Genomic DNA, 20335 nt, shown 5'->3' on the forward strand with positions numbered 1-20335 from the left:
TCACTCGAGGATTTTTATACGAGTGAGTCTATTGTCTATATTTGAGACTGTTAGAGGAAATGTATTTGAGCCTCTGTTACCGTTGTATTAACGCTAATTTGAATAAGTGAAACACTTAGTGGTCCGGCTCCCAGATACGTATATTTTGAGGTTTTTGATTCGTCCTGTTGTGCTAAATCTATGTTAAAGGGCTCCTGTTCAGTGCTTTAGGATTGAGGCCTATTTTTGAAATAGGGAGTATTGCCTATATGAAAGGGATTCGACTACAACGTTCTACGGGATTCACTCTTACTGAGGTGGTCGTATCTATGGGCATTTTCACTATAGTGATTGCTGGAGGGCTTGCGGGTGTGCGCCGTGGCTTCGATATCCTGCACGACTCGCGTAATTACACTCGTGTCTCTCAAATTCTTCAAAGTGAGGTTGAGACATTGCGGACGCTGTCATGGGTGGAATTAATCGAGTTGCCGGCCGATGTTGAGATTTCGGTGGATACCCAGTTTGATACGAAGGCTTACGATATGTATTCCGTGAGTCGTCTGATTGAGGAGGAGCAGGATGATTTGCGTCGAGTCGTGGTGGGGGTGAGTTACCAAAATGCTCAAGGGCGCGAGGTGACGCTGCAATATGTTACATTCTTTGCCAAGGGTGGGGTGAACGACTATTATTATAGAACCATATGAAGGACTTAGGTATGAATTTAGTAGCTCCTTGCCGTCGTGGTTTTACTTTGGTGGAGCTCATTGTGTCCACTGGCGTGTTCGGAATCGTGATGGCGTCGATCGTAAGTACATTTATCGTATTTGCTACTAGCTCCACCGGAGTGGCTGCCTATACACAAATGAGTCGTGAGAGTCGTAAAGCCCTGGAATACTTTTCGCGTGATATTCGTTCGGCTAGTGATGTGACGACAGCTTCGCAGCATCATTTGATTGTGAAAGTGCCTGAAGATTCGTTTTATAACGGTGGTACGGTGCAGTATGCTTTTGATGAGGACATGGGCATCTTTAGTCGCATTGTTCGGGACAAACTTGGTGTGGTTAGCTCGAACGAGATTTTGCTGGATGGCGTCGAGCAATTTACTTTTGGGTTCTTCGATCCTTTGGGGGAGTCGTTAGAGCACTCGAAGGAATCATTGCTGTTATCTGTTAAGAGTGTGCAGATCGATGCGGAAATGATCCGCCTGGTGTCGCAGGCGCAGGCAACGGATTATATTATTTCTGCCCGGGTTATGATGCGAAATCGTCCAGTCACCAAGTGAGAGCTGTACTATGAACTATTCTATTTCTACCAAGAATCGCTCTCGTGAGCGAGGATCCGCTCTGGTCACTGCAATGATATTCAGTTTTGTGGTTATGACTTTGATGGGGAGTTATCTATATTTGACGACTTCAGAGTATCGGGTATCCACAAGGTCATATCTACTGGGGGCCAGTTTTAATTTAGCTGAAGGAGGGGTGGACCGGGCCTTGCATGCGCTGAGTCAAGCCGATCAATCCGGTTGGCTTTCGGGGACAGACGCGGATGGTCGCCCGTATTGGGCTCAGCGTTTCGGTCCATATGATTTGGAAGGGAATATCGAGGGATACATTAATGTTGTGATTCTCAATCCAAATGGATCTACCCCTGAGATCTTCAGTGAGGGCGAAGCGGCGGGGCATGTCGCGGGTGTGGTCTCTAAACAGGTTCGGGTATCGCTAGCCAGTGGCTTTTATCCATTTATTAATGGTTTTAATTCTAAACAAGGGATTGTATTGAAGGGGAATAACGTGACGTTTGATAGTTACGATTCACGCGATGGCAGTTATGGGTGGAGCAACATCAATTCAGAGATAACTGTGGCGACCACTTCAGTTGAAAGTGATGCGATCGATATAGGGAATGCAGACGTCTATGGCTATGTTGCTACGGGGGGCAGTCAGCCGAATGTTGGCCCTAATGGTTCTATAACCACCTATTACAATCCGGGCGAAGTAGACCTTAGCCGCATCACTACTGATTTTTATGCCGAATTCCCAAGCATCAGTGTGCCTGCGCTTAATTCGCCGGTGAGATCGATGCCAAGTTCAGGGACGATTGCAGGTGGTGATTATGAGCTGAGCTCTTGGTCTATGTCGGGGAGGAGAACCCTTAGGATTGCTGGTGATGCACGTATTGTGGTTACGGGAGATATCAGTATCTCAGGCAAGTCAGGCATCGAGGTCGCCGATGGTGCCACTGTTCAAATTTTTGCGCAAGGCGATATCTCAATTTCTGGAAACGGTATTCTAAATGAAAGCGAGGTCCCGGAGCAGTTGTTGATATTCGGTACAAATACCACCGCGGGTGGGCAGGCTATTTCAATCAGTGGAAACGGTTATCTGGCGGCTGCGATTTATGCGCCGAATGCAATCGTTACCTTGAAAGGAGGAGGTAGTTCTGGGCGCGTCTATGGTGCAGTCGCTGGCTATAGTGCGCAGCTTACTGGTAACAGTCATTTTAGCTATGATGAAGCTTTGGAAGATTATAACATCGGTGGTGGTGTTTTGGAAGTCGCTGAATGGACTGAGCTTTCTGGCGTTGGTTTGACGGCTATGCGTTTGAACATGGATGACTATAATCTATGAGGCTGGAACTCTTGACCTAAAGCAGTTTTTGCTGGGTGGCTTTGCGAAAGCTATACTTTATGAGTCATGATGGCGGGCGGGCGCGGGGCTGCTTCGCATTTTGCTCGGATGGATTTGAGTGCTGCGCGCACAGTTACCGATCGTGCCGTGTAGCTGGTCCTAAAGCAGCGGCCGGTGGCGACGGCGCTGACTCTGTAAACATCGTTTATGCTTCGACTTGGAAGCTTGCGGACTTTCAGGCGAACAGAAGCGATGCGAGGGTTTTTATGAATTAAGGGTTCTAGTTGTTCTGCTGCGAATTCGCGTATGGCAGGTGGTTGTGGGCAGGTGTTGTCTTGGATGTGTAGTTGTGTCTTCATGATTTTTGCTTTTTGAGGATGTGAGATATTCTATATATGTGTGTATGTTTTATTGAACGTTATTCAAATTTTTTGGATACGCAGAGCTTCGGGGCTTTGTTGTCGCAAGAGAATAGACTGTGTCTGTTCCTGCAGCCGAAACTGTGTTCCGCTACTTGAGGCACTTCACTTTTTGGCGGTGGTTCGATTGTTGATTGTGCGAAGTGTTCGCCGCAATCGGGTGTCGACCCCGCCTTTAATTAAGGAAGACGAGTGGGTTCGTTCCACGAACCAAATTGATCGATGTGATCTTCGTTTTCATACCAATGAGCATTTGCTTAAAATGTCGGATGAGTCAAGGAGACTCGAAAAATGACTAGTTTATTAATTGTGACGCACTTGACAAAAAATATTCTTATGAGATGCTCTGTGTTTGATGACACACTTAAGACAGCAACTTTATAAAAAGGGAAGAGGAGCACCTGGTATCTTTCCAGGTCTGCCCGGCCTTGTTGCGGTTTGTGTTTAAGGTGAGTTAGACCTAGCGCATACGTCAGGGTCGGGGAGCTTGATAGAATTCGCAGCACACTTGCTTTATCCTCCAATGGATTAAGACTCTGGCTAGGGAATATCTCGTTTGTCGCAATGGATAATACGTCGATTGTGGCGCTTACTTTCAGCTTTTTTTTAATGTCATGAACCAAAGAAAATTCGGGCGCACCGGATTGTCGGTTTCCGAGCTCTGTCTCGGAGCTTTACAACTCGGATGGCTCAATGATGCCGACGCATCCTTTAATTTACTAGATACCTACCGTGAGCTAGGAGGGAATTTTATTCAAACCTCTACTGTCGCGTCTAATCAAAATGTTGTTACTCAATCGGAGCAGACACTGGGAGCATGGCTGAGCCAGCGTCCAGGTGTGCGTCAGCATTGTGTCCTCTCCACTCGCATGGTTTTTTCGGGACAACTCCAGGCTCCGGGGCAATCGTTGGCGAGGTTGGTGCGTGAGCAGTGCGAGGCATCGCTGCGTCGACTCGGTGTCTCGCATCTCGACCTTTTGGTCTGCGAGTGGGATGATTGTTTTGCGCCTAATACGCGTTGTCTTCGCCCGATGGATGAGCTGTTTGTCGGCTTGGAAAATTTGATACGTGCGGGCATCATTCGCTATGTTGGTGCGGCTGGATTTCCTTCGTGGAGATTTGTCGAGGCGCTGGGGCGCTCGGATCGTTTGCGTGGGTGTCGTTTCGACTCTCTGCAGCAAAAATTCTCTATTCTTGAGCAAGGTAATTTGTATACAGATGTAAGTGCAATTGCTCGTGAGTATAAGGTCGGTTTTTTAGCGGAGTCGCCGCTGGCGGGCGGATTTTTAACTGGAAAATACGGTCGCAGCGAGGGGCTACATGTTTCCGAGCGTGCTAAAAAGCTGGCTTTGCGCTATGCGAATCGACGCGGTTTTTCAGTGATTGCGACACTTGAAGCGATCGGGCGCGAGTTGAACGCAACGCCTGCTCAAGTCGCACTCGCATGGGTGTTGCGTCACGAAATTGTGTCGTCGGCAATCATCGGCTGCAACCATTCGGGCCACGTGCATACATCGGTAGCGGCCACGCAGATTGAGCTCAGCAATGAGCATGTGTGGCGCCTAGAATATGCACTGGCGCCTATTTTTAATAGCGAAAGCTAACTGACTTTAAATCGAAACAAAATGAGTACAAAAAATATCTATCTCTCCAAGGACGATCACACTGTCTTGAACCATTTATTGCGCGGTCTGAGCGCGAAGATTGATACCGTCTTTCGTCTGCGTGCGGAATTGTCGCGTGCCATCGTCTTAGATGCCGATGAGGTGCCTGACGAGGCGATTGGCTTGGGCAGTGATGTCGAGATTGAGGATCTCGACTCCGGTGAACGCGAAGCCTATACATTAACTTTGCCTGCGCAATCTGATTTCGAGCAAGGTAGGCTCTCGATTCTCACTCCGATTGGTGCGGGCTTGCTCGGCTACGAGGAGGGCGATGAGATCGAATGGCCGACGCCTGGTGGCTTGCGTCGCATTCGTGTGTTGCGTGTACGGCGAACGTGTGGTGCTTTGCCGACATGCGAAGGGCTTAGATGAGTGCACGGGTTTTTCAGAGTGCTGGGCGGTACGAGGTTCGGTTTGTCGATCAAGCAAACGGTTGTGAGCGCTTACATACGCATGAATATCCAGTGGTCGCAGCGGTGCTGGGGGAGGCATTACGATGCAGATCGATACTAACACACGCGTGCTCTCGGCCGGTGAAGTGCTTTACCTTGCGCCGCACCAACGTCACGCGGTTTGCGGGTTTGAGCCTGATTTTTGCGGTGTGTATACTCTAGCTTTGTTCGATGCTGATGTCGTTGGAGCGAGTCTGAGGCCTGACTTGGAGAGCGTCGCGAGGTTCATTGATTTGTGCGAATTTCTTTTGGGAGAACGCACGGAGGCGATTAAAGCTTTGCGCTTAGGCGAATGGTTGCTTTCAGTTCGCGAGCCTGTGCGACCGACGCTGACGGATCTACCTGCTGCTACTGCGCCTGACATGGTGCAGCGGGTGAAGACTTTACTGGATGCAGCGCTCGGTGAGCGTGTGCCATTTGACGAGATCGCTCGCAGATGTGGCTGTAGTAAGGAGCATTGTAATCGTCAATTTAAAGCTCAGTACGGCGTGACTATTCAGACCTATCAATTAAATCGTAAGGCAGAGCGTGCGCGTGATCTACTCGCGACTGATCGCCCGTTGAGCGATATTGCTTTGGAAGCTGGATTTTATGATCAAAGCCACCTGAGCCGAGTTTTTAAGAGTATCTTTCAACTGACGCCCGAAGCGTATCGCAGGCAACAGTCTGCATGCGATCAGTCTCATACAAGATAGAGCGTGTGGTCTTTGCTATATTGAGCGTATGAAAATTTCAAAAGAACGACATGCACAACAAATTCGAGATCAGTTTACTAAGCAGGCGGTACCTTTCGCTCAATTAAAGGGGCACACTAATTCGATCCAAAGCTTGATTGAGATGAGTGCTTGCGGTGCTGAGGATCGTGTGTTGGACGTGGCTTGTGGGCCGGGAATGGTTGCGTGCGAATTCGCTCAAGTTGCAGCCGAAGTTTACGGGATTGATTTGACCGATCGAATGATTGAGGCCGCGCGCAAGCGACAGGCGTCGCAGGGGCTTAAAAACTTGTATTGGCAGGTGGGGGCCGCTGAGGATCTGCCTTATGCAGATGCTTCATTCTCTGTTGTGGTGTCGCGTTATACTTTTCATCATTTTATGGATCCTGCTGCGGTCTTGAGTGAGATGTGCCGAGTGTGTCGTCCGGGTGGACGCGTTGTGGTGGCGGATCCTGTTTTGCCAAGTTCTAAGCTTGCCGCTTTTAATGCGATGGAGCGCTTGCGGGATCCTTCACATGTGGCGGCATTGTCTTGCGAAGCCTTCGAACGGATGATTCGAAATGCTGGTTTGAAGCAGGTGAAATTCGCTCAATATGTCGTGGAGGTAGATTTGGAGGCGCAATTGGCAGCTTCGTTTCCAAATCCGGGAGATGCGGATCGAATCCGAGCCTTGTTTGAGCGGGACTTACGCGAGGATCGTATGGGCGTTAACGCGCGGCGCGATGGCGAGGCGATACGCTACGCCTATCCGATTGCGATCTATTCGGGAGTCTGTTAGACTTTCTTTGTATGTCGCGCATCCGTGCTTACGCGCAAAAAAAAACGCCACTCCTTTTGGAGTGGCGTTGATGAAGTTTGTCGCCTCGAAACCGAGCCCGAGGGCTTGTTCGCCTTATTTGTATTCAGCTTCGACTTCTGCGACTGTCTTGGAGACGCGGGAGACGATTTGATAAGGGTCGCCTTGTGAGTTTGGACGACGGTCTTCGAGGTAGCCCTTATAAGCGTCGTCTTTGACGAAGCCGTGTGGCACGCGAATCGAAGCACCGCGGTCAGCCACGCCCCAAGAGAACTTGTCGATCGACTGTGTTTCGTGGAGGCCGGTGAGGCGCATGTGATTGTCGGGACCGTAAGCAGCGATGTGCTCGTCCTTATACTCTTCGAATTTGTCCATGAGCTTGAGGAAGTATTCCTTACCGCCAGTCTCACGCATGTATTCGGTGGAGAAGTTACAGTGCATGCCGGAGCCGTTCCAGTCGCCCTTGAAAGGTTTGCAGTGGTACTCGACGTCCACGCCATATTTTTCGCAGAGGCGTTCAAGGATGTAGCGAGCAACCCAAATCTGGTCACAGGCTTTGTGCGCGCCCTTGCCGAAGATCTGGTATTCCCACTGGCCCTTGGCCACTTCAGCGTTGATACCTTCGTGGTTGATGCCTGCGTCGAGGCAAAGGTCGAGGTGCTCTTCGACGATCGCACGGGCGATGTCACCTACTTGGGCAAATCCAGCGCCGCAGTAGTAAGGACCTTGTGGGCCGGGGTAGCCTTCTGAAGGCCAGCCGAGAGGCTTGCCGTCTTGCATGAGGAAGTATTCTTGCTCAAGGCCGACCCAGAGACCTGGATCTTCCGCGATAGTTGCGCGGTGATTCGTTGGGTGTGGTGTGCCATCAGGAAGCATGACTTCACACATTACGAGAAATGCGTTCTTACGAGTGCTGTCGGGATAAAGCCCAACTGGCTTGAGGATGCAGTCAGAGCTGCTACCTTCGGCTTGTTGCGTGGAACTGCCATCAAAGCCCCAGAGTGGGCAGTCTTCAAGGGACCATGTTTCTACGTCGCCTTCTTTGATGCAGGTCTTGCCGCGGAGATTAGGGACTGGTGTATAACCATCCAGCCAGAGGTATTCGAGTTTGATTTTAGCCATAGCTATTTCTGTATTTTGTCAGGTTGTTGATTGACTGTTGAGTTTCAGCGGGTGGCTGAAAGCAGTCACCCGAGGAAATTATATTTTAGCAAACTTCGTGCCAGTATTTATTTTAGTTTATTTTTTTACGTTCTGGAAATAGAACCTTGCTAGATTTCTGTTGAAATCTTGCCATTGCACAAGAGAAACCCTCAATTTATCAAAAAAAATGGAAGAAGCGAAAAATACAGCCAGAGCCGTGGTCCATATTGGGTATGATGGACGTGTGCATAAAACTTTTAAAGGTCCCCAAGCTCGTGAGCGCTATGAGAATGAGGTGCGCGTGTTGGAGTTTTTGGAAAAGCACGGTTGCAGCTTTGTGCCACGAATCGTCGAAAAAAATGATGCGACGCTTTATCTGGTCACCTCTAATTGTGGTTCGCGGGTGGATCATGTGAGCGATAAAAAGAAGGCGCAGATCTTTCATGAATTGGAGCAATACGGCGTGCGACATGACGATGCGGAGGTGCGTAATATCACTTATAGTGCGCAACTTGGGCGTTTTTGTGTGATTGATTTCGAGTTTGCTACGATCTTGGTTCCCGGCTATCCGCCGTCGCCCAAGATGGAGTCGGTTGCGGATCGCAGCCAATGGAATGCAGGCCAGGAGGATTAGCCGAATGAGTGAAGCTGAGCATAAAGAAGCGGATGCGATTCGCTGGTCTGGACTGACTGATGTCGGACGTTTTCGTAAAAACAACGAAGATGCCTTCTTGGCATTGGCATTGAATGGTGAGGGGGTGCGTCGTTTAGGTAAATACGGCGATGCTGGATTACTTGAAAATGATTATATATTTGCCGTTAGCGATGGTATGGGCGGTGCGAATGCGGGCGAATTTGCCAGTAAGATTGCGGTTGATAAAATTACGAATTTATTACCGCAAACTTTTCGAGCGGCTGCAGGGGGGATTGCGGTCGGCTTTCAAGATTTGCTGGGTGAATTGTTTGATCAAATTCACCGTGAATTGACCCACATGGGCTTTTGTTATGAAGAGCTGCGTGGGATGGGCGCGACCTTAAGTCTTTGTTGGGTGCGCCCTGGTTGGGTTTACTTTGCCCATGTGGGGGACAGTCGCATTTATCACCTTCCCGCATCCGGTGGTATTCGGCAGGTCAGCCACGATCACACCCATGTTGGTTGGTTGCAGCGTGAAGGTAAGTTGCGGGAGATCCAGGCGCGTAACCACCCTGGACGCAACGCACTGCAGCAGGTGCTCGGCGGTAAGAATCAGAACCTCAGCCCGCAGTTTGGGGCGGTTGGTTATGAACCGGGGGACGCCTTTTTGATCTGTTCAGATGGACTGGTGGAGGGGCTTTGGGATAGTGGTATGAAGCGCTTGATTCGTAATCCACCCAAAAATGCAGCAGAAGACGTCGCTCAACGTTTGGTCGCTGAGGCTGTGCAAACTGATGGCAGGGATAATACCACTGCACTTGTTTTTGAGATGTCGTAGTGCGCGGAGGCTTACATCCGTTCCAGCGGCTGAATGCCGAGCAGTTCCAGGCCAGTCTTGAGTACGGTGCGGGTGCGTGCGCACAGAATCAGGCGGCGGGCCTTGACGGCAGCATCGTCGACCATGACCTTGTCGGCGTTGTAGAAGGTGCTGTAGGCGCTGGTCAGCTCATACAAATAGGTGCAGAGGAAGTGCGGGCGCAGGTCGTTGATGGTCAATTCCAGCGCGGTGACAAAGCCCATCAGCTTGCGGGCAAGGCCCATTTCGGCTTCGGTTTCCAGTGGGCTGGCACCTTCGATTGTGGCTTCTGGATCGACGCCGACCTTGCGGAAGATGCTGTTGATGCGTGCCACTGCGTAGAGTAGGTAGGGCGCAGTGTTGCCCTCAAAGCTGAGCAGGCGGTCCCAACTAAAGACGTAGTCTTGGGTGCGGTTGCTGGAGAGGTCGGCGTATTTCATCGCGCCCACTCCGACAGATTCCGCAATCGCGCGGCGCTCGTCTTCGGGCAGGTCGGGATTCTTCTCGCTGACTACGTCGTAGGCGCGGCTGCGTGCTTCGTCCAAAAGTTCTTGTAGTTTGATGGACTCGCCGGACTTGGTTTTGAAGGGCTTTTTGTCGGAGCCCAGAATAGTGCCCCAGAATACGTGGCTCATTTCCGGCAGCGGATAGCCCTTGGCCTTGAACCACTTTTCGGTGGTCAGGAAGAGTTGTTGGAAGTGGTCTTGTTGACGTGCGTCGGTTAGGTAGATGATTTCCTCGGCCTTAAATTCTTCCACCCGGTAGAGCACGGTGGCGAGGTCGGTGGAGGCGTAGTTGGAGGCGCCATCGCTTTTGCGGATGTTGAAGGGGTAGGGGCGCTCGTTGTTGCGGGCGAATTTTTTGACCTCATCGTGCCAGACCACCAGGGCACCGTCGCTTTCCTCTGCGAGGCCGATCTCGGTTAATTCGTCGTAGATGCGGTTCACTTTGTCGCGGTAGAAGGATTCTCCGAGAGTGATATCCACTTCCACCCCCATTTGAGCGAACAGCTTGTCAAAAGCGACTTTGGAGATCTCCACAATCTGCTCCCAGATCGCGGTGTTCTCGGCGTCGCCGTTTTGCAGTAGCACCAGCTCATTGCGGGAGACGTCGCGCAGTTCGGGTTGCTCGGTTTCCAGCGCAGAGCCGTCTTTGTAGAGTTGGTCCAGCGTGACCAGCGCGTTGTCGCCCAGATTACTGAGGTCGATGCCGTCACGTTTGATCTTCATGATCAGTGTGCCAAAATTAGTGCCCCAGTCGCCGATGTGGTTGTCGCGAACTAGATCCGCCCCGCAGAAATCCAGCAGGCGGCTGATGGCCTGGCCAATCACCATCGGGCGCAGGTGGCCGATGTGGGCCTGCTTGGCTGTGTTGGCGCTTGGGTAGTCGATGATGACCTTGCGCCCGTTTTTCAGCTCCTTGGCGCCGCTCTGGTAGTCGGCCTTGGTGGAAAAGGCCAGTTGCCAGTCCCAGATGAACTTGGGGCTGAGTTTGAAATTGATAAAGCCAGGGCCCGCCAGTGAGAGTTCGACCAGTTCCGGATCAAATTGACCCGAGGCCTGAGCGGCTTCGATCAGTTTTTGTCCCAGTTCGCGTGGGTTGGCTTTGTTGCGCTTGGCAAAGCCGAGCACCCCATTGGCCTGATAGTCGCCAAACTTCGGGTCGGCAGGGCGCACGCCCGGTTCGAAGTCGGCATTGAAACCTTCGGTTTCAGACGCGACTTGGCGCAGGATTTGATCGATAGCGTGAGATGGATTGAACCAGACAGACATGGCGTCACAGAAAAGCCGCCCGCAAGGCTGGGGCAAGCCTATCCTTGTTGATTGCTTTTAAACTTAGTGGGAATCGGATCGAGCATGCCGCGACACCGGCGATTGCCTGCGTTCTACAATACGTGGCTTAGCTTAGTCGCGCGGCGGCGAGAGCCGTTGTGAGATTGTTAGATTTGCCGCCGAATCGTCACAAAGACTGGATCGACTTTTTGCAGAAACGACACATCGTGCCGTGTTTTTACCGACTATGGACAGCGAACCAATCGATCCTAATATCCATAAAAACTCTGGCTTTACCCGGGTTTTCAAGGCGTTTTCTTATTCTTTGCAGGGCCTGGCTTCCTCGATGAAGCATGAGGCAGCCTTTCGCCAAGAGGTCTTTCTCGCCGTGGTGCTGATTCCAGCCTCTTTTCTGCTGCAGGTGCCGCTAATGCAGCAACTGATCTTAGTCGCCAGCGTGCTTCTGGTTCTGATTGTCGAGTTGCTGAATTCCGCAGTCGAAGCCGTGGTGGACGACATCTCCTTGCGCAATCGTCCACTGGCCAAGCGGGCCAAAGACATGGGCAGCGCGGCCGTTTTGCTCAGTCTGCTGAATTGTTTCATTTGTTGGGCATCAGTCATTGCTTTGAACTGGGATCGGTATTTCAGTTAAGTAATGCTGCATATCGTCCTGTTTAATCCAGAGATCCCACAAAACACCGGAAACATCGGTCGCCTCTGTGCGATCACAGAAAGTCGGCTGCATTTGATCCATCCGCTCGGCTTCACCATTACGGATAAGCACCTGAAGCGTAGTGGGATGGACTATTGGAAGTCGCTGGATGTCCATCATCATGAGAACTGGGAGGCGTTCGAAGCCAGCCCCGAGGCGCCCAAACGCCTTTGGCTTTTGACGACGAAAGCAGACCACGCGTATTGGGATGTGGAATTCGCCGACGGCGATGGGCTGGTTTTCGGCAATGAGGGGCACGGCGCGCCTGATTGGTTGCATGCGAAGATGGCGGGCCAGCGGCTAACGATCCCGCACAAGAATACAGAAATGCGTTCGCTAAACCTCTCGACATCAGTTGGGATCGTGACTTATGAAGCCTTGCGGCAGTTACGTTAGTGGTGAGTGATTGATGAGCTTTTGCAGCGACACTATGAAAGCGCATGAAAAACCTGACGGGAGTCAGTTGATTGAGCGATTGATCGACTTGCTCATGTGGTTTGCTGTCTTGGTCTTCGGTTATGGTTTCGTTTACCTCTTGATGTTGTATGGCTTCCACTTGCCGCCTATCAGTGATTCAAATCTTGGGGGCATGTTTTGGCAGCAAATGTGGGTGTTGGAGCTCTTATGCCAGTGTATGGCTTTTATTATTAGCAATATTCGCATGGGCGGCCGATGGAGCCGGTGGTCCATTGACAGTGTGGTGGCGAGTTCTGTGTCGTTGGAGTTTTCGAGCTATATGCTTACTCTTCTTTTTTGTGGTGGCCTTTGCCGGTGCCCACTACGTGTATGCTGGGCGCTTTCCCAGTAGCGACAGTGCTTTATTTTATGCGCGTTCGCCTTGGCATTTAATGCAGCAAGCGCTGCACTTCTCACCTTGGGGCACGGGCTTTGCTTTGCTTGCCTTACTGCTATTCTGGCTCGCTTTTTGTTGGGGTATGCCCTGCCTCTTGCGTCGGATCCGTTTTCGCGGGCGTGTGTTGTTGGCGGGAGTGGGGCTCTTGTGCGTGCTCTGGGGGCATCTTCAGTATCCGCCCAATGTTGTGTTAGACATTAAGAATTCGGAGGTAGGACGCCTGCGACTTTCTGGTGACGATCTCAGTGCGCGTAGTGCGACCATTGGTGATTATTTAGAAGGCCTGTTACTGGATCAGTCCGGACCCTTTATTTCTTTGACGCTTCCGTGGATGCGAAAATCTGATAATTTTCAGCAGGTAGATTCAGAGCTGGAACTGAATTGGTCTGAGCGATCGGAGCTGACTGCATATGCAAACGCAAGCAGTTGGGTGGATTCTAGCCCTCCAGGGCCCCAAAAGAATGTGATTCTTATCCTAGTGGAGTCACTGCGCTCGGACGTGATCGGGCGACCTGGGGAGTTGAAAGGTATTATGCCGCATGTGGAGGCGCTGATGCAGACGGGGTGGCTCTTTCGGAATCATTATAGCAGTTCCAGTCATTCCAGTTATGCCGATATTACTGCGATTTCGGGCATCTATCCATTTTGGGGAGAACGCATTCATTTATATCCTGCATCGGTTTCGCATCCGCGGCCGCGCATTTATGATTTATTACACATGATCGGATATCGAACGGCCATTTTTTCCTCACAGAATGAGAATTGGGGAGGGATGCTCCGCTACCTGGAGTCCGAGCATATAGATGTGCTCTACCACGCGGATGACCGCTCTTATGGGAGTGCAGCTCTGGGAAGAAAGCTTTCGTTGAATGCCGGCAAGGGCTTCGATGCCGACACGGTGGAGAGCGCGTTACATTGGATGAGTGAAGAGGATGCGCCTTTTTTTGCCTATTTGAACCTACAGGGGAGCCATTACCCGTATTATTTTCCAGACGGTCTGCCACGTCCCTTCGGTGAGGAAATGGATGTCACAGACTTAAATTTTCTAAACCTCCCACCCGAACTAATACCCGCTATGCGTTTACGCTATCAGGACAGTTTGCACTATTTAGATGAACAAATCGGGCGTTTAGTTGCAGGCCTTCAGGCGGCCGGGAAGTGGGATGACACCTTGCTGATTATCACTGGCGATACCGGGCAAGCCTTCGGAGAGCATGGGGTGACCGGGCATGCAAGAGACTTATATGACGAGGTCGTTCGGACGCCATTGATTATTGCAGGAGTCGATCATGTGGTGAAGTCAAATACGGGAGCGTTATCGCAGCATGCTGATATTGCCCCGACTGTGTTGGACTTATTGGACTTGCCCCGCTACGCAGGTTTTCAGGGGACGAGTCTGTTGCAAGAGCCACGTAGCTGGTTGCCCTTAGTTTGCCAATCACCGGCACTGAAGCAACTTGCCCTCGTGACCGAGCATCATAAATTATTGTATAATTGGGAGACGAAGCAGGCTCGTTTTTACAATTTAGAAGGAGAATCTGGCAAAGTCTATGAGACTTTAGCAGATGCCGAATCGGATTGTGCGCAGAGACTTTTAGCTGTTTTACAAGATTGGGCCTATCAGCAAACGAATTATTATCGTAATCCTGCCCGAGTATTACAATTTTTTGCACCTCAATATTCTAATCTGATCACATGTCCGAAACAGCCACAATAGCCCTAAGTCAATCGATTTGGCGTCGATGCTCTCTGGTCTTGTGGGCATTGCTTTTGCTGGTCGCGGTCTTCACGGTGGGGGACTATGGCCTCTCGTGGGACGAGAATTTCCGTTTTAGAGATGCGGATTCGAAATTGAATTATTACCAAGAGTTGCTGGCCGGAGATTCTCCGAAAGCACCGTCCAGTAGCTATCCTGGTTTATTCGATGTGCCCTTGGCGATTGTGCACGAGCTGATGCCTGACTTGGGGACTCGCAGTCAGAAGGGGCATGTTTGGAGTCTCTGTTTTGGGCTGTTGGGGCTCTTTTCTGTTTGGCGCTTAACGGCATGGATCGGCGGCGAACGAGCAGGCTTTTGGGCGCTGCTCTTTTTGGCGACGCTACCGCGTTACTATGGGCACATGTTTTTTAATCCGAAGGACATACCACTGGCGGGCACTTATGCCTTTGGAGTTTGGGCACTGGTGGCGCTCTTTTCACGGCTACCCAAGCCGCAGTGGAAATGGGTTGTATGGGTGGGAGTCGCTGCGGGCCTTTCGATGTCTACCCGCATTGCAGGCTTTTTGATCCTAGTGTATTTCGGTGGTTTTGTGGGGTTGCATTTATTGTCCGAATGTTTTTTGAAGCGCCTAAGCTGGAGCGAATTGCCACGACGTATGTTGTATTGGGGCTTGCGTGGCGCGCTGGCCGGGGCGATCGGTTTCACAATTCTGTATGTATCCTGGCCCGCACTACACAGCAATCCTTTTGGCGCGGCCGGGGCTTCGGTTGAACAGGTGCAAAATTTTAGTTGGGAGGGCTTGGTCTTGATGGATGGTTTCTTTTGGAAGGCCCAGGATTTACCGATATACTACCTGCCTTTTTGGATCGTGGTCACGACTCCAGCTCACCTGCTTATCTTAATTGCAGGCGGTTGGCTGCTGACTCTTTTTACTTTTATACGCGTACTGCGTCAGGGAGGGGAGGAGGCCACATTGTTTTTTCCGCGTTGGATCATCGTGTGCGCCGGCTTATTTCCACTTGTGTATATCATCTGGAAAGATCCGGTGCTATATGATGGAATGCGTCATATTTTATTTATTATGCCACTTCTGGTGGCGCTGGCTGCAGTCACCTTTGAGGATTCATTACGCTGGTGCGAAGGTAAGCAGTTTCGTTTGCTGGTCTCTATATTACAATTTGTGGGGCTGTGCGCGGTCGCTATAGTTGTGTTGCATATGTGGGCCTTGCATCCATACCAGTATGTTTATTTCAACGTGATCTCCGGTGGCTTGCCAGCTGCGTACAATCAGAATGAGACTGATTACTGGGGCCTCTCTCATAAAGAGGCGGGCGAATGGTTGAATCAGTATATCGTCGAGATAGACCCTGATCGTGATCGTGTCTATCGGGTGCATCAACGTTATTCACGTTGGATGCTGCAAGAGGCATTGGACCCTACTCGCTTCGAGATGTGGCAACCGCGCGAGGGAGCTGACTTTTTTGTTTCTGTGACGCGTTTCAATCTCCATGATAGCTATCCTGAAGCGAAGTTGCTGCATGTGGTCGAGCGCGAGGGGGTGCCCTTATGCTTTATTTATTCTTTTCAATCTGACCCATTATCAGCTGAAAAATGACTGCAGGCGTTCGTAGAGTATTGGTGCATACATCGGTTTTTCCACGTTGGAATGGAGACAGGACGCCGCCTTTTGTGTTCAACCAATGTAAATTATTGGCAGAGCAAGGCTGGGACATTACGGTGATAGCGCCGCATAGTGCGGGTGCGAAGTTTCGCGAGGAGATAGAAGGGATGCGAGTGATTCGTTTTCCTTACTTTTGGCCCTTTAAGTTTGAGCAGCTTTGCTATGATGGTGGCATATTAATTCAGTTACAGCGACGTGCAGTGCTTAAATACATGCTGCCTTGTTTCTTTTTATCGCAAACACTTGCATTGCTCTGGTGCTGCCTGCGGTTTAGGCCTGCGATACTGCACTCGCACTCATTGTTACCGCAGGGCCTGAATGCCGTCTGGTTGGGGAAATTTCTGCGGATTCCGCATATTACAACCAGTCATGGTAATGATGTTTTCGGCTTGTCGCCGGATGGTTGGATGGGGCGAATGAAGCGTTTTGTTTTAAGATCGGCGAATGCAATCACAGTCAATAGCTTAGCGACGAAGCAGGCAGTGCTTGAGCTTGGTGGAGCTGAGAGTAAGATACATTTTATTCCAGCGGTGGCGAATGTGGGGCAGGTCGATTCGACTATAGTTCATACCATTCAAGAAAAATATGGTATGGGGCCTAAAGTTCTATTCGTGGGACGTTTTATTGAGGAAAAAGGAGTCTTAGACCTGCTGCAGGCCTTTGCTCAAATGAAAAAGCAGCTTGCTGATGCACAGTGCATATTCGTGGGAGATGGTGTGTTAGCGACCGAGATGAAGACGATTGCGCTGGATTTGAAAGTTGAGCAGGCTGTGCACTTTGTTGGTTGGCGCCCGGGCAAGGAAATCGCTTCCTGGATGGCTGCGGCTGATGTCTTGGTGGTGCCCAGTAAGCCAGTCGGCACCTGGCAGAAGCTCAAGGTTTGGTTGTGGTCGAAGCCATGGCCGTCGGTACACCTGTGATTGCTTCGCGTATCGGTGGAATACCGGATATGGTCATTGATAAGGAGACGGGGTGCCTTATTTCGGCTGGCGATGTCGACGCGCTTGCTGCTGCGATTCTTGATGTATTTGTTAATTCCGAGAATCATGCACGTATGGCAAACAATGCCCGAACCCGAGTGGAGGCGTATTACTCACCCGATGCCGTCGCACGTCAGACGGAGGAATTGTATCAAAGCTATCTTAAGCAGTAAATGAAGACATCGAAGAAAGTGATGACGCTCATGATTCCCACTATGGATGGTGGCGGGTCGGAGCGAGCAGTGTTACTCCTTGCTAATTTCTGGGCAAGTGAGGGCTGTAATGTGCGCTTGATTCTATTTCGTCGAACGGGTGTGTTGTTGGATTCGTTGCATTCAGATGTTTGCGTGCATTCTTTGGATAGTCGCTTGCCGTGGGTTCAAGTTTGGCGTCTGATTCGACTCCTTAGAGAGCAGCGTTCTGATAACTTATTGTGCGTGCTGAATACGGCCAATACGGTGGGGGTGCTTGCGCAGTTTTTTGGGCGGCTACATACACGCATTATTACGACTGTGCAGAATCATATGGGGGCGAAATATGCACATACGCGCTCTTTGCTGAATCCGTTCAGGAAGTTGGTTCTTGGCTGGGTACTGCGACGGGCGGATCAGGTGGTTGTCGTCTCCAATCAGATCCAAGACTACTTGGTGGATGAATTGCATTTAAACCCTGCAAGCATCGAGGTGATTTATAACCCAGTCGATCTGTCACTGACTAAGCAGGCTTTGGAGCGACCTGAGCATCCATACTTTCAGCAATCTGTAGAGCCAGTATTAATTGCTGCGGGACGTTTGACGCGGCAGAAGAATTTTCAGTTGTTAGTTCGAGCCATGTCTAATTTGTCGGAGAATTTACGACTTATAATATTGGGCGAAGGGGAAGATCGTCCAGAATTAGAGGGCTTGATCCAGCAGTTGAATCTCATTGACCGAGTTTCGCTTCCAGGTTTCAAGGATCAGCCCCTTGCATGGTTCAAATGGGCGGACTGCTATGTCATGTCGTCCGACTGGGAGGGCTTTCCCTTTGTGCTGCTGGAAGCTATGTCTGTGGGGCTGCAAATTGTTTCGACAGATTGCCCCTCTGGCCCTGCGGAGCTTCTGGACCATGGGAGCTATGGGCGCTTGGTGCCGTGTGCAGACGCAGCGAAATTGGCTGATGCTATTCTACTCGCCGTTCGCGAACCAATGGATGCCGATCGACTGCGCGGTCGATCGGCTGAATTTAATATTCAAAAGGTTGCTGAGCATTATGCTATGCTTCTAGCTTGATATCGTTTTTGTATCTGGGCAAACAGCATCGGTTCAAGCCTCCTCCCTACCGCGAGGCTTGGCTTGAGCAAAATATGTGGACAATGAAGCAAGTAGCAGAATACGAATCGTATTACTAGAGATTTCCACTTTTGATGAGGCTTTGAGAATTGTCGTTTAGTTCGCTCGCGAACACCTGTGGCGATCTCTTCTTTACGGTAAGGTATTATGGATTCTTCACCGAATAATCGTAGAGAAAGTGTGATGTCGATCCACGCATAAAATGTTGTATAATAGCATCTTGCATCGGTGGGTAAAGCATAGTTCGACTTTGCGGCTTCCTCTTTTAGCAGTAAATGCCGATTGATATGGCTGACTATTCTTGAAGCATATGTTTTTTCATCAGGTGCTAGCATGTGATTGCTGGCAAAGGCATTCATTCCATGCAGACGGTATTGTCCCAGGGCTTTTGCTGCGGATTGAACGGCACCATAGCGAACGGAGCGGATGGATAAATAGAGGTCGGCTGATATGCGGAATTGTTCTGCAGGGATGGGCATTATTTTCTCTAACGTCTCGCGTGCGAAGGCGTTTCCAGAGGTCGGCATCCAGTTGTAGGTGCCCTTGTCAAGTAATGTGGGTAGTAGGTCACCTGTGGGGAGTTGAGCCGCATCGGCTGGTATTTGTCCTAGGGCCTGGCCTATTTTATTAATGACTTGTAGTGGATATTGTAATTTGGCGGTGCCAGATTGCCAATTCTGAGTAATGTGTTCGACGGCGTCTCGCCGTAAGCAGTCATCCGCATCTAAGAATACGATGAGCTCGCCGTGGCTGGCCGCAAAGCCGTGGTTCATGGCGGCAGCTTGGCCTTGATTTTTTTGTGAAATTAAGCGCACCTGAGGTGCGAATTGCTGGATGATCTCGAGCGATTCGTCGCTTGAACCATCATCGACAACGATGATCTCGTATGCTGGGTGGCTCTGGTCGAGCGCACTTTGTATGCACGCAGTTAGATATTTCGCATAGTTATAATTGTTTATTATAATACTTATACTGCGCGCTGTCTCGAATGAACTCATTTAAATATTTGATCGAAGTCAACTTGCTCCAAAGCATCGAGTTGGGAGTGTCTTGAGGCATTGAGTAGCTTGCGCCCTGAGGCTTCAAAGATACTTCGGCATTGGGCAAATGCCTGCCTTTGTTCTTCGAGTTTTGGAACCGTCCATTTTTCTCCTGGCTTGCGGTAATTCTTGTGGAAGTGATTTTGTTCGCCGGCTGCTTTGAGGACTTTACCCGATTCAGATTCCTCGGTGATGGTTTGCGGTTTGACGTCAAAACTGAAATCTATGCCGATCAAATACACTTCAGTGAAGCCCATCAGATAGGCGAGTTGTATTTGATCGATGCAGATCGAGCAGCCGCCGGAGCGAATGCCCATTTGTAATGATTTTGTAAATCCGGGCTTGGGTTGCGCCTGCAGATGTTTGAAATTCCGGAAATAGTGGTAAACAATCGGGTTTTGGTGTGAACCGAGTTCATTCGCGACAATGCAAGAGTGTAGTGTTTGGCAGTTCTTGCCAAAATCAGCGTTTAGAATTTCCTCCTGATTGTTGCGGGCGACGTGGACGTCATTCACAGAGTAATAATCGGGGCGCCAGTTTGTTTCCGGGAAACAGAGATAGATCTTATTGCACGCGAAGGTTGTGAAGTTCCTTAATCGTTCAAGGTCAGCTGTCTGTAAGCTGGGCCCCATTCCGATGATGACGGCTTTTTGGCCTTGGTGATGGTTGTCGAGCAATTTGAGTCGTTGTAAATTTCGGCTTAGAGGTAAGGTGTTGACTGCGACAAGCCCAGATATTTTGCGTAGGTACTGAGTTTTTCTTTGTAGTATTTGGGTGGGCGCGAAATTCATGGGGCGTAGTATATTGTGAGCTGTTAAGTTGTCTAGCTGAGATTCGGCGTTAGTTGTTGGGCTAGGGCGGCATAGTTTTTTGAGCTTGCCGCAGACTTGAGTCATCAAGGATAGTGATGACTGGGATGAGTCGCTTTTCGTGAGTGTGTTGCAGTATCAGTATTCAATGGTCCAATT

General features: G+C 50.3%; 21 protein-coding genes. 16 read left to right on the forward strand and 5 right to left on the reverse strand.

Annotated elements, in window-relative coordinates:
* The first annotated feature begins 248 nt into the window (after window positions 1-248).
* The 3 genes from SH580_RS14685 to SH580_RS14695 are packed head-to-tail and all read left to right on the forward strand — an operon-like array spanning window position 249 to window position 2606.
* Window positions 249-683: a type IV pilus modification PilV family protein gene (locus SH580_RS14685; RefSeq protein WP_319831594.1), complete on the forward strand. Its 435-nt coding sequence runs from the start codon at window positions 249-251 to the stop codon at window positions 681-683.
* An 11-nt stretch (window positions 684-694) separates the two neighbouring features.
* On the forward strand, window positions 695-1261 hold the full coding sequence (locus SH580_RS14690) for a PilW family protein (RefSeq protein ID WP_319831595.1): 567 nt from the start codon (window positions 695-697) through the stop codon (window positions 1259-1261).
* Window positions 1262-1271: 10 nt separating this feature from the next.
* Window positions 1272-2606, forward strand: coding sequence for a DUF7305 domain-containing protein (locus SH580_RS14695; protein WP_319831596.1), 1335 nt, complete (start codon window positions 1272-1274; stop codon window positions 2604-2606).
* Window positions 2607-2656: 50 nt separating this feature from the next.
* On the opposite strand, the gene SH580_RS14700 is transcribed toward SH580_RS14695, so the two are convergent.
* Window positions 2657-2965, reverse strand: coding sequence for a hypothetical protein (locus tag SH580_RS14700; protein WP_319831597.1), 309 nt, complete (start codon window positions 2963-2965; stop codon window positions 2657-2659).
* A gap of 674 nt (window positions 2966-3639) precedes the next feature.
* On the opposite strand from SH580_RS14700, the gene SH580_RS14705 reads away from it, so the two are divergent.
* The 4 genes from SH580_RS14705 (at window position 3640) to SH580_RS14720 (ending at window position 6632) form a co-directional block, all read left to right on the forward strand.
* Entirely contained in the window at window positions 3640-4629 is a 990-nt protein-coding gene (locus tag SH580_RS14705; protein WP_319831598.1) for an aldo/keto reductase, read from the forward strand.
* A gap of 21 nt (window positions 4630-4650) precedes the next feature.
* The gene (locus tag SH580_RS14710; protein ID WP_319831599.1) at window positions 4651-5061 is read left to right on the forward strand and encodes a GreA/GreB family elongation factor; all 411 of its coding nucleotides are present in this window, start codon (window positions 4651-4653) and stop codon (window positions 5059-5061) included.
* 124 nt (window positions 5062-5185) lie between these two features.
* A complete protein-coding gene (locus SH580_RS14715) occupies window positions 5186-5836 on the forward strand; it encodes a helix-turn-helix domain-containing protein (protein ID WP_319831600.1) in 651 nt (216 codons plus the stop codon).
* A 28-nt stretch (window positions 5837-5864) separates the two neighbouring features.
* On the forward strand, window positions 5865-6632 hold the full coding sequence (locus SH580_RS14720; RefSeq protein ID WP_319831601.1) for a class I SAM-dependent methyltransferase: 768 nt from the start codon (window positions 5865-5867) through the stop codon (window positions 6630-6632).
* A gap of 114 nt (window positions 6633-6746) precedes the next feature.
* Here SH580_RS14720 and SH580_RS14725 read toward each other — a convergent pair whose 3' ends face one another.
* The gene (locus tag SH580_RS14725) at window positions 6747-7772 is read right to left on the reverse strand and encodes a glutamine synthetase beta-grasp domain-containing protein (protein WP_319831602.1); all 1026 of its coding nucleotides are present in this window, start codon (window positions 7770-7772) and stop codon (window positions 6747-6749) included.
* Between the two features lie 208 nt (window positions 7773-7980).
* On the opposite strand from SH580_RS14725, the gene SH580_RS14730 reads away from it, so the two are divergent.
* The gene (locus tag SH580_RS14730) at window positions 7981-8427 is read left to right on the forward strand and encodes a protein kinase family protein (RefSeq protein ID WP_319831603.1); all 447 of its coding nucleotides are present in this window, start codon (window positions 7981-7983) and stop codon (window positions 8425-8427) included.
* 4 nt (window positions 8428-8431) lie between these two features.
* Window positions 8432-9265: a PP2C family protein-serine/threonine phosphatase gene (locus SH580_RS14735; RefSeq protein ID WP_319831604.1), complete on the forward strand. Its 834-nt coding sequence runs from the start codon at window positions 8432-8434 to the stop codon at window positions 9263-9265.
* A gap of 11 nt (window positions 9266-9276) precedes the next feature.
* Here the strand turns inward: SH580_RS14735 and argS are convergent, their stop codons facing one another.
* On the reverse strand, window positions 9277-11055 hold the full coding sequence (argS, locus tag SH580_RS14740; protein WP_319831605.1) for an arginine--tRNA ligase: 1779 nt from the start codon (window positions 11053-11055) through the stop codon (window positions 9277-9279).
* Between the two features lie 247 nt (window positions 11056-11302).
* Here argS and SH580_RS14745 point away from each other — a divergent pair, with 247 nt between their 5' ends.
* The 7 genes from SH580_RS14745 to SH580_RS14775 all read left to right on the forward strand — a co-directional run bounded on the left by SH580_RS14745 (window position 11303) and on the right by SH580_RS14775 (window position 18267).
* The gene (locus SH580_RS14745; RefSeq protein WP_308947995.1) at window positions 11303-11707 is read left to right on the forward strand and encodes a diacylglycerol kinase; all 405 of its coding nucleotides are present in this window, start codon (window positions 11303-11305) and stop codon (window positions 11705-11707) included.
* Window positions 11708-11710: 3 nt separating this feature from the next.
* Complete coding sequence (locus SH580_RS14750) at window positions 11711-12163, forward strand: tRNA (cytidine(34)-2'-O)-methyltransferase (protein ID WP_308983803.1); 453 nt, start codon at window positions 11711-11713, stop codon at window positions 12161-12163.
* A 359-nt stretch (window positions 12164-12522) separates the two neighbouring features.
* On the forward strand, window positions 12523-14337 hold the full coding sequence (locus SH580_RS14755) for a sulfatase (RefSeq protein ID WP_319831606.1): 1815 nt from the start codon (window positions 12523-12525) through the stop codon (window positions 14335-14337).
* Complete coding sequence (locus SH580_RS14760; RefSeq protein ID WP_319831607.1) at window positions 14316-15953, forward strand: ArnT family glycosyltransferase; 1638 nt, start codon at window positions 14316-14318, stop codon at window positions 15951-15953. The genes SH580_RS14755 and SH580_RS14760 overlap by 22 nt, the downstream gene beginning before the upstream one ends.
* Window positions 15950-16939 (forward strand): glycosyltransferase, encoded by a 990-nt coding sequence (locus tag SH580_RS14765; RefSeq protein ID WP_319831608.1) that lies wholly within the window; start codon window positions 15950-15952, stop codon window positions 16937-16939. The genes SH580_RS14760 and SH580_RS14765 overlap by 4 nt, the downstream gene beginning before the upstream one ends.
* Complete coding sequence (locus SH580_RS14770; protein ID WP_319831609.1) at window positions 16918-17172, forward strand: glycosyltransferase; 255 nt, start codon at window positions 16918-16920, stop codon at window positions 17170-17172. Before SH580_RS14765 ends, SH580_RS14770 begins: the two co-directional genes overlap by 22 nt.
* Entirely contained in the window at window positions 17173-18267 is a 1095-nt protein-coding gene (locus SH580_RS14775; protein ID WP_319831610.1) for a glycosyltransferase, read from the forward strand.
* On the opposite strand, the gene SH580_RS14780 is transcribed toward SH580_RS14775, so the two are convergent.
* Both SH580_RS14780 and SH580_RS14785 read right to left on the reverse strand, forming a co-directional pair.
* The gene (locus SH580_RS14780; RefSeq protein WP_319831611.1) at window positions 18246-19325 is read right to left on the reverse strand and encodes a glycosyltransferase family 2 protein; all 1080 of its coding nucleotides are present in this window, start codon (window positions 19323-19325) and stop codon (window positions 18246-18248) included. The genes SH580_RS14775 and SH580_RS14780 overlap by 22 nt on opposite strands.
* Window positions 19322-20158, reverse strand: coding sequence for a 6-hydroxymethylpterin diphosphokinase MptE-like protein (locus SH580_RS14785; protein ID WP_319831612.1), 837 nt, complete (start codon window positions 20156-20158; stop codon window positions 19322-19324). Before SH580_RS14785 ends, SH580_RS14780 begins: the two co-directional genes overlap by 4 nt.
* Window positions 20159-20335 lie beyond the last annotated feature (177 nt).

The organism is Coraliomargarita algicola, from assembly GCF_033878955.1.
Taxonomy (GTDB): Bacteria; Verrucomicrobiota; Verrucomicrobiia; order Opitutales; family Coraliomargaritaceae; genus Thalassobacterium; species Thalassobacterium algicola.

Excerpts from the sequence above, each read along its gene's own strand:
- SH580_RS14705 (WP_319831598.1), top strand. The coding sequence starts at position 3,640 with ATGAACCAAAGAAAATTCGGGCGCACCGGATTGTCGGTTTCCGAGCTC.
- SH580_RS14715 (WP_319831600.1), top strand. The coding sequence starts at position 5,186 with ATGCAGATCGATACTAACACACGCGTGCTCTCGGCCGGTGAAGTGCTT.
- SH580_RS14735 (WP_319831604.1), top strand. The coding sequence starts at position 8,432 with ATGAGTGAAGCTGAGCATAAAGAAGCGGATGCGATTCGCTGGTCTGGA.
- SH580_RS14760 (WP_319831607.1), top strand. The coding sequence starts at position 14,316 with ATGTCCGAAACAGCCACAATAGCCCTAAGTCAATCGATTTGGCGTCGA.
- SH580_RS14725 (WP_319831602.1), bottom strand. The coding sequence starts at position 7,772 with ATGGCTAAAATCAAACTCGAATACCTCTGGCTGGATGGTTATACACCA.
- SH580_RS14730 (WP_319831603.1), top strand. The coding sequence starts at position 7,981 with ATGGAAGAAGCGAAAAATACAGCCAGAGCCGTGGTCCATATTGGGTAT.
- SH580_RS14720 (WP_319831601.1), top strand. The coding sequence starts at position 5,865 with ATGAAAATTTCAAAAGAACGACATGCACAACAAATTCGAGATCAGTTT.
- SH580_RS14745 (WP_308947995.1), top strand. The coding sequence starts at position 11,303 with ATGGACAGCGAACCAATCGATCCTAATATCCATAAAAACTCTGGCTTT.
- SH580_RS14700 (WP_319831597.1), bottom strand. The coding sequence starts at position 2,965 with ATGAAGACACAACTACACATCCAAGACAACACCTGCCCACAACCACCT.
- SH580_RS14710 (WP_319831599.1), top strand. The coding sequence starts at position 4,651 with ATGAGTACAAAAAATATCTATCTCTCCAAGGACGATCACACTGTCTTG.
- SH580_RS14775 (WP_319831610.1), top strand. The coding sequence starts at position 17,173 with ATGAAGACATCGAAGAAAGTGATGACGCTCATGATTCCCACTATGGAT.
- SH580_RS14770 (WP_319831609.1), top strand. The coding sequence starts at position 16,918 with ATGGCCGTCGGTACACCTGTGATTGCTTCGCGTATCGGTGGAATACCG.
- SH580_RS14690 (WP_319831595.1), top strand. The coding sequence starts at position 695 with ATGAATTTAGTAGCTCCTTGCCGTCGTGGTTTTACTTTGGTGGAGCTC.
- SH580_RS14750 (WP_308983803.1), top strand. The coding sequence starts at position 11,711 with ATGCTGCATATCGTCCTGTTTAATCCAGAGATCCCACAAAACACCGGA.
- SH580_RS14695 (WP_319831596.1), top strand. The coding sequence starts at position 1,272 with ATGAACTATTCTATTTCTACCAAGAATCGCTCTCGTGAGCGAGGATCC.
- SH580_RS14785 (WP_319831612.1), bottom strand. The coding sequence starts at position 20,158 with ATGAATTTCGCGCCCACCCAAATACTACAAAGAAAAACTCAGTACCTA.
- SH580_RS14685 (WP_319831594.1), top strand. The coding sequence starts at position 249 with ATGAAAGGGATTCGACTACAACGTTCTACGGGATTCACTCTTACTGAG.
- SH580_RS14765 (WP_319831608.1), top strand. The coding sequence starts at position 15,950 with ATGACTGCAGGCGTTCGTAGAGTATTGGTGCATACATCGGTTTTTCCA.
- argS (WP_319831605.1), bottom strand. The coding sequence starts at position 11,055 with ATGTCTGTCTGGTTCAATCCATCTCACGCTATCGATCAAATCCTGCGC.
- SH580_RS14780 (WP_319831611.1), bottom strand. The coding sequence starts at position 19,325 with ATGAGTTCATTCGAGACAGCGCGCAGTATAAGTATTATAATAAACAAT.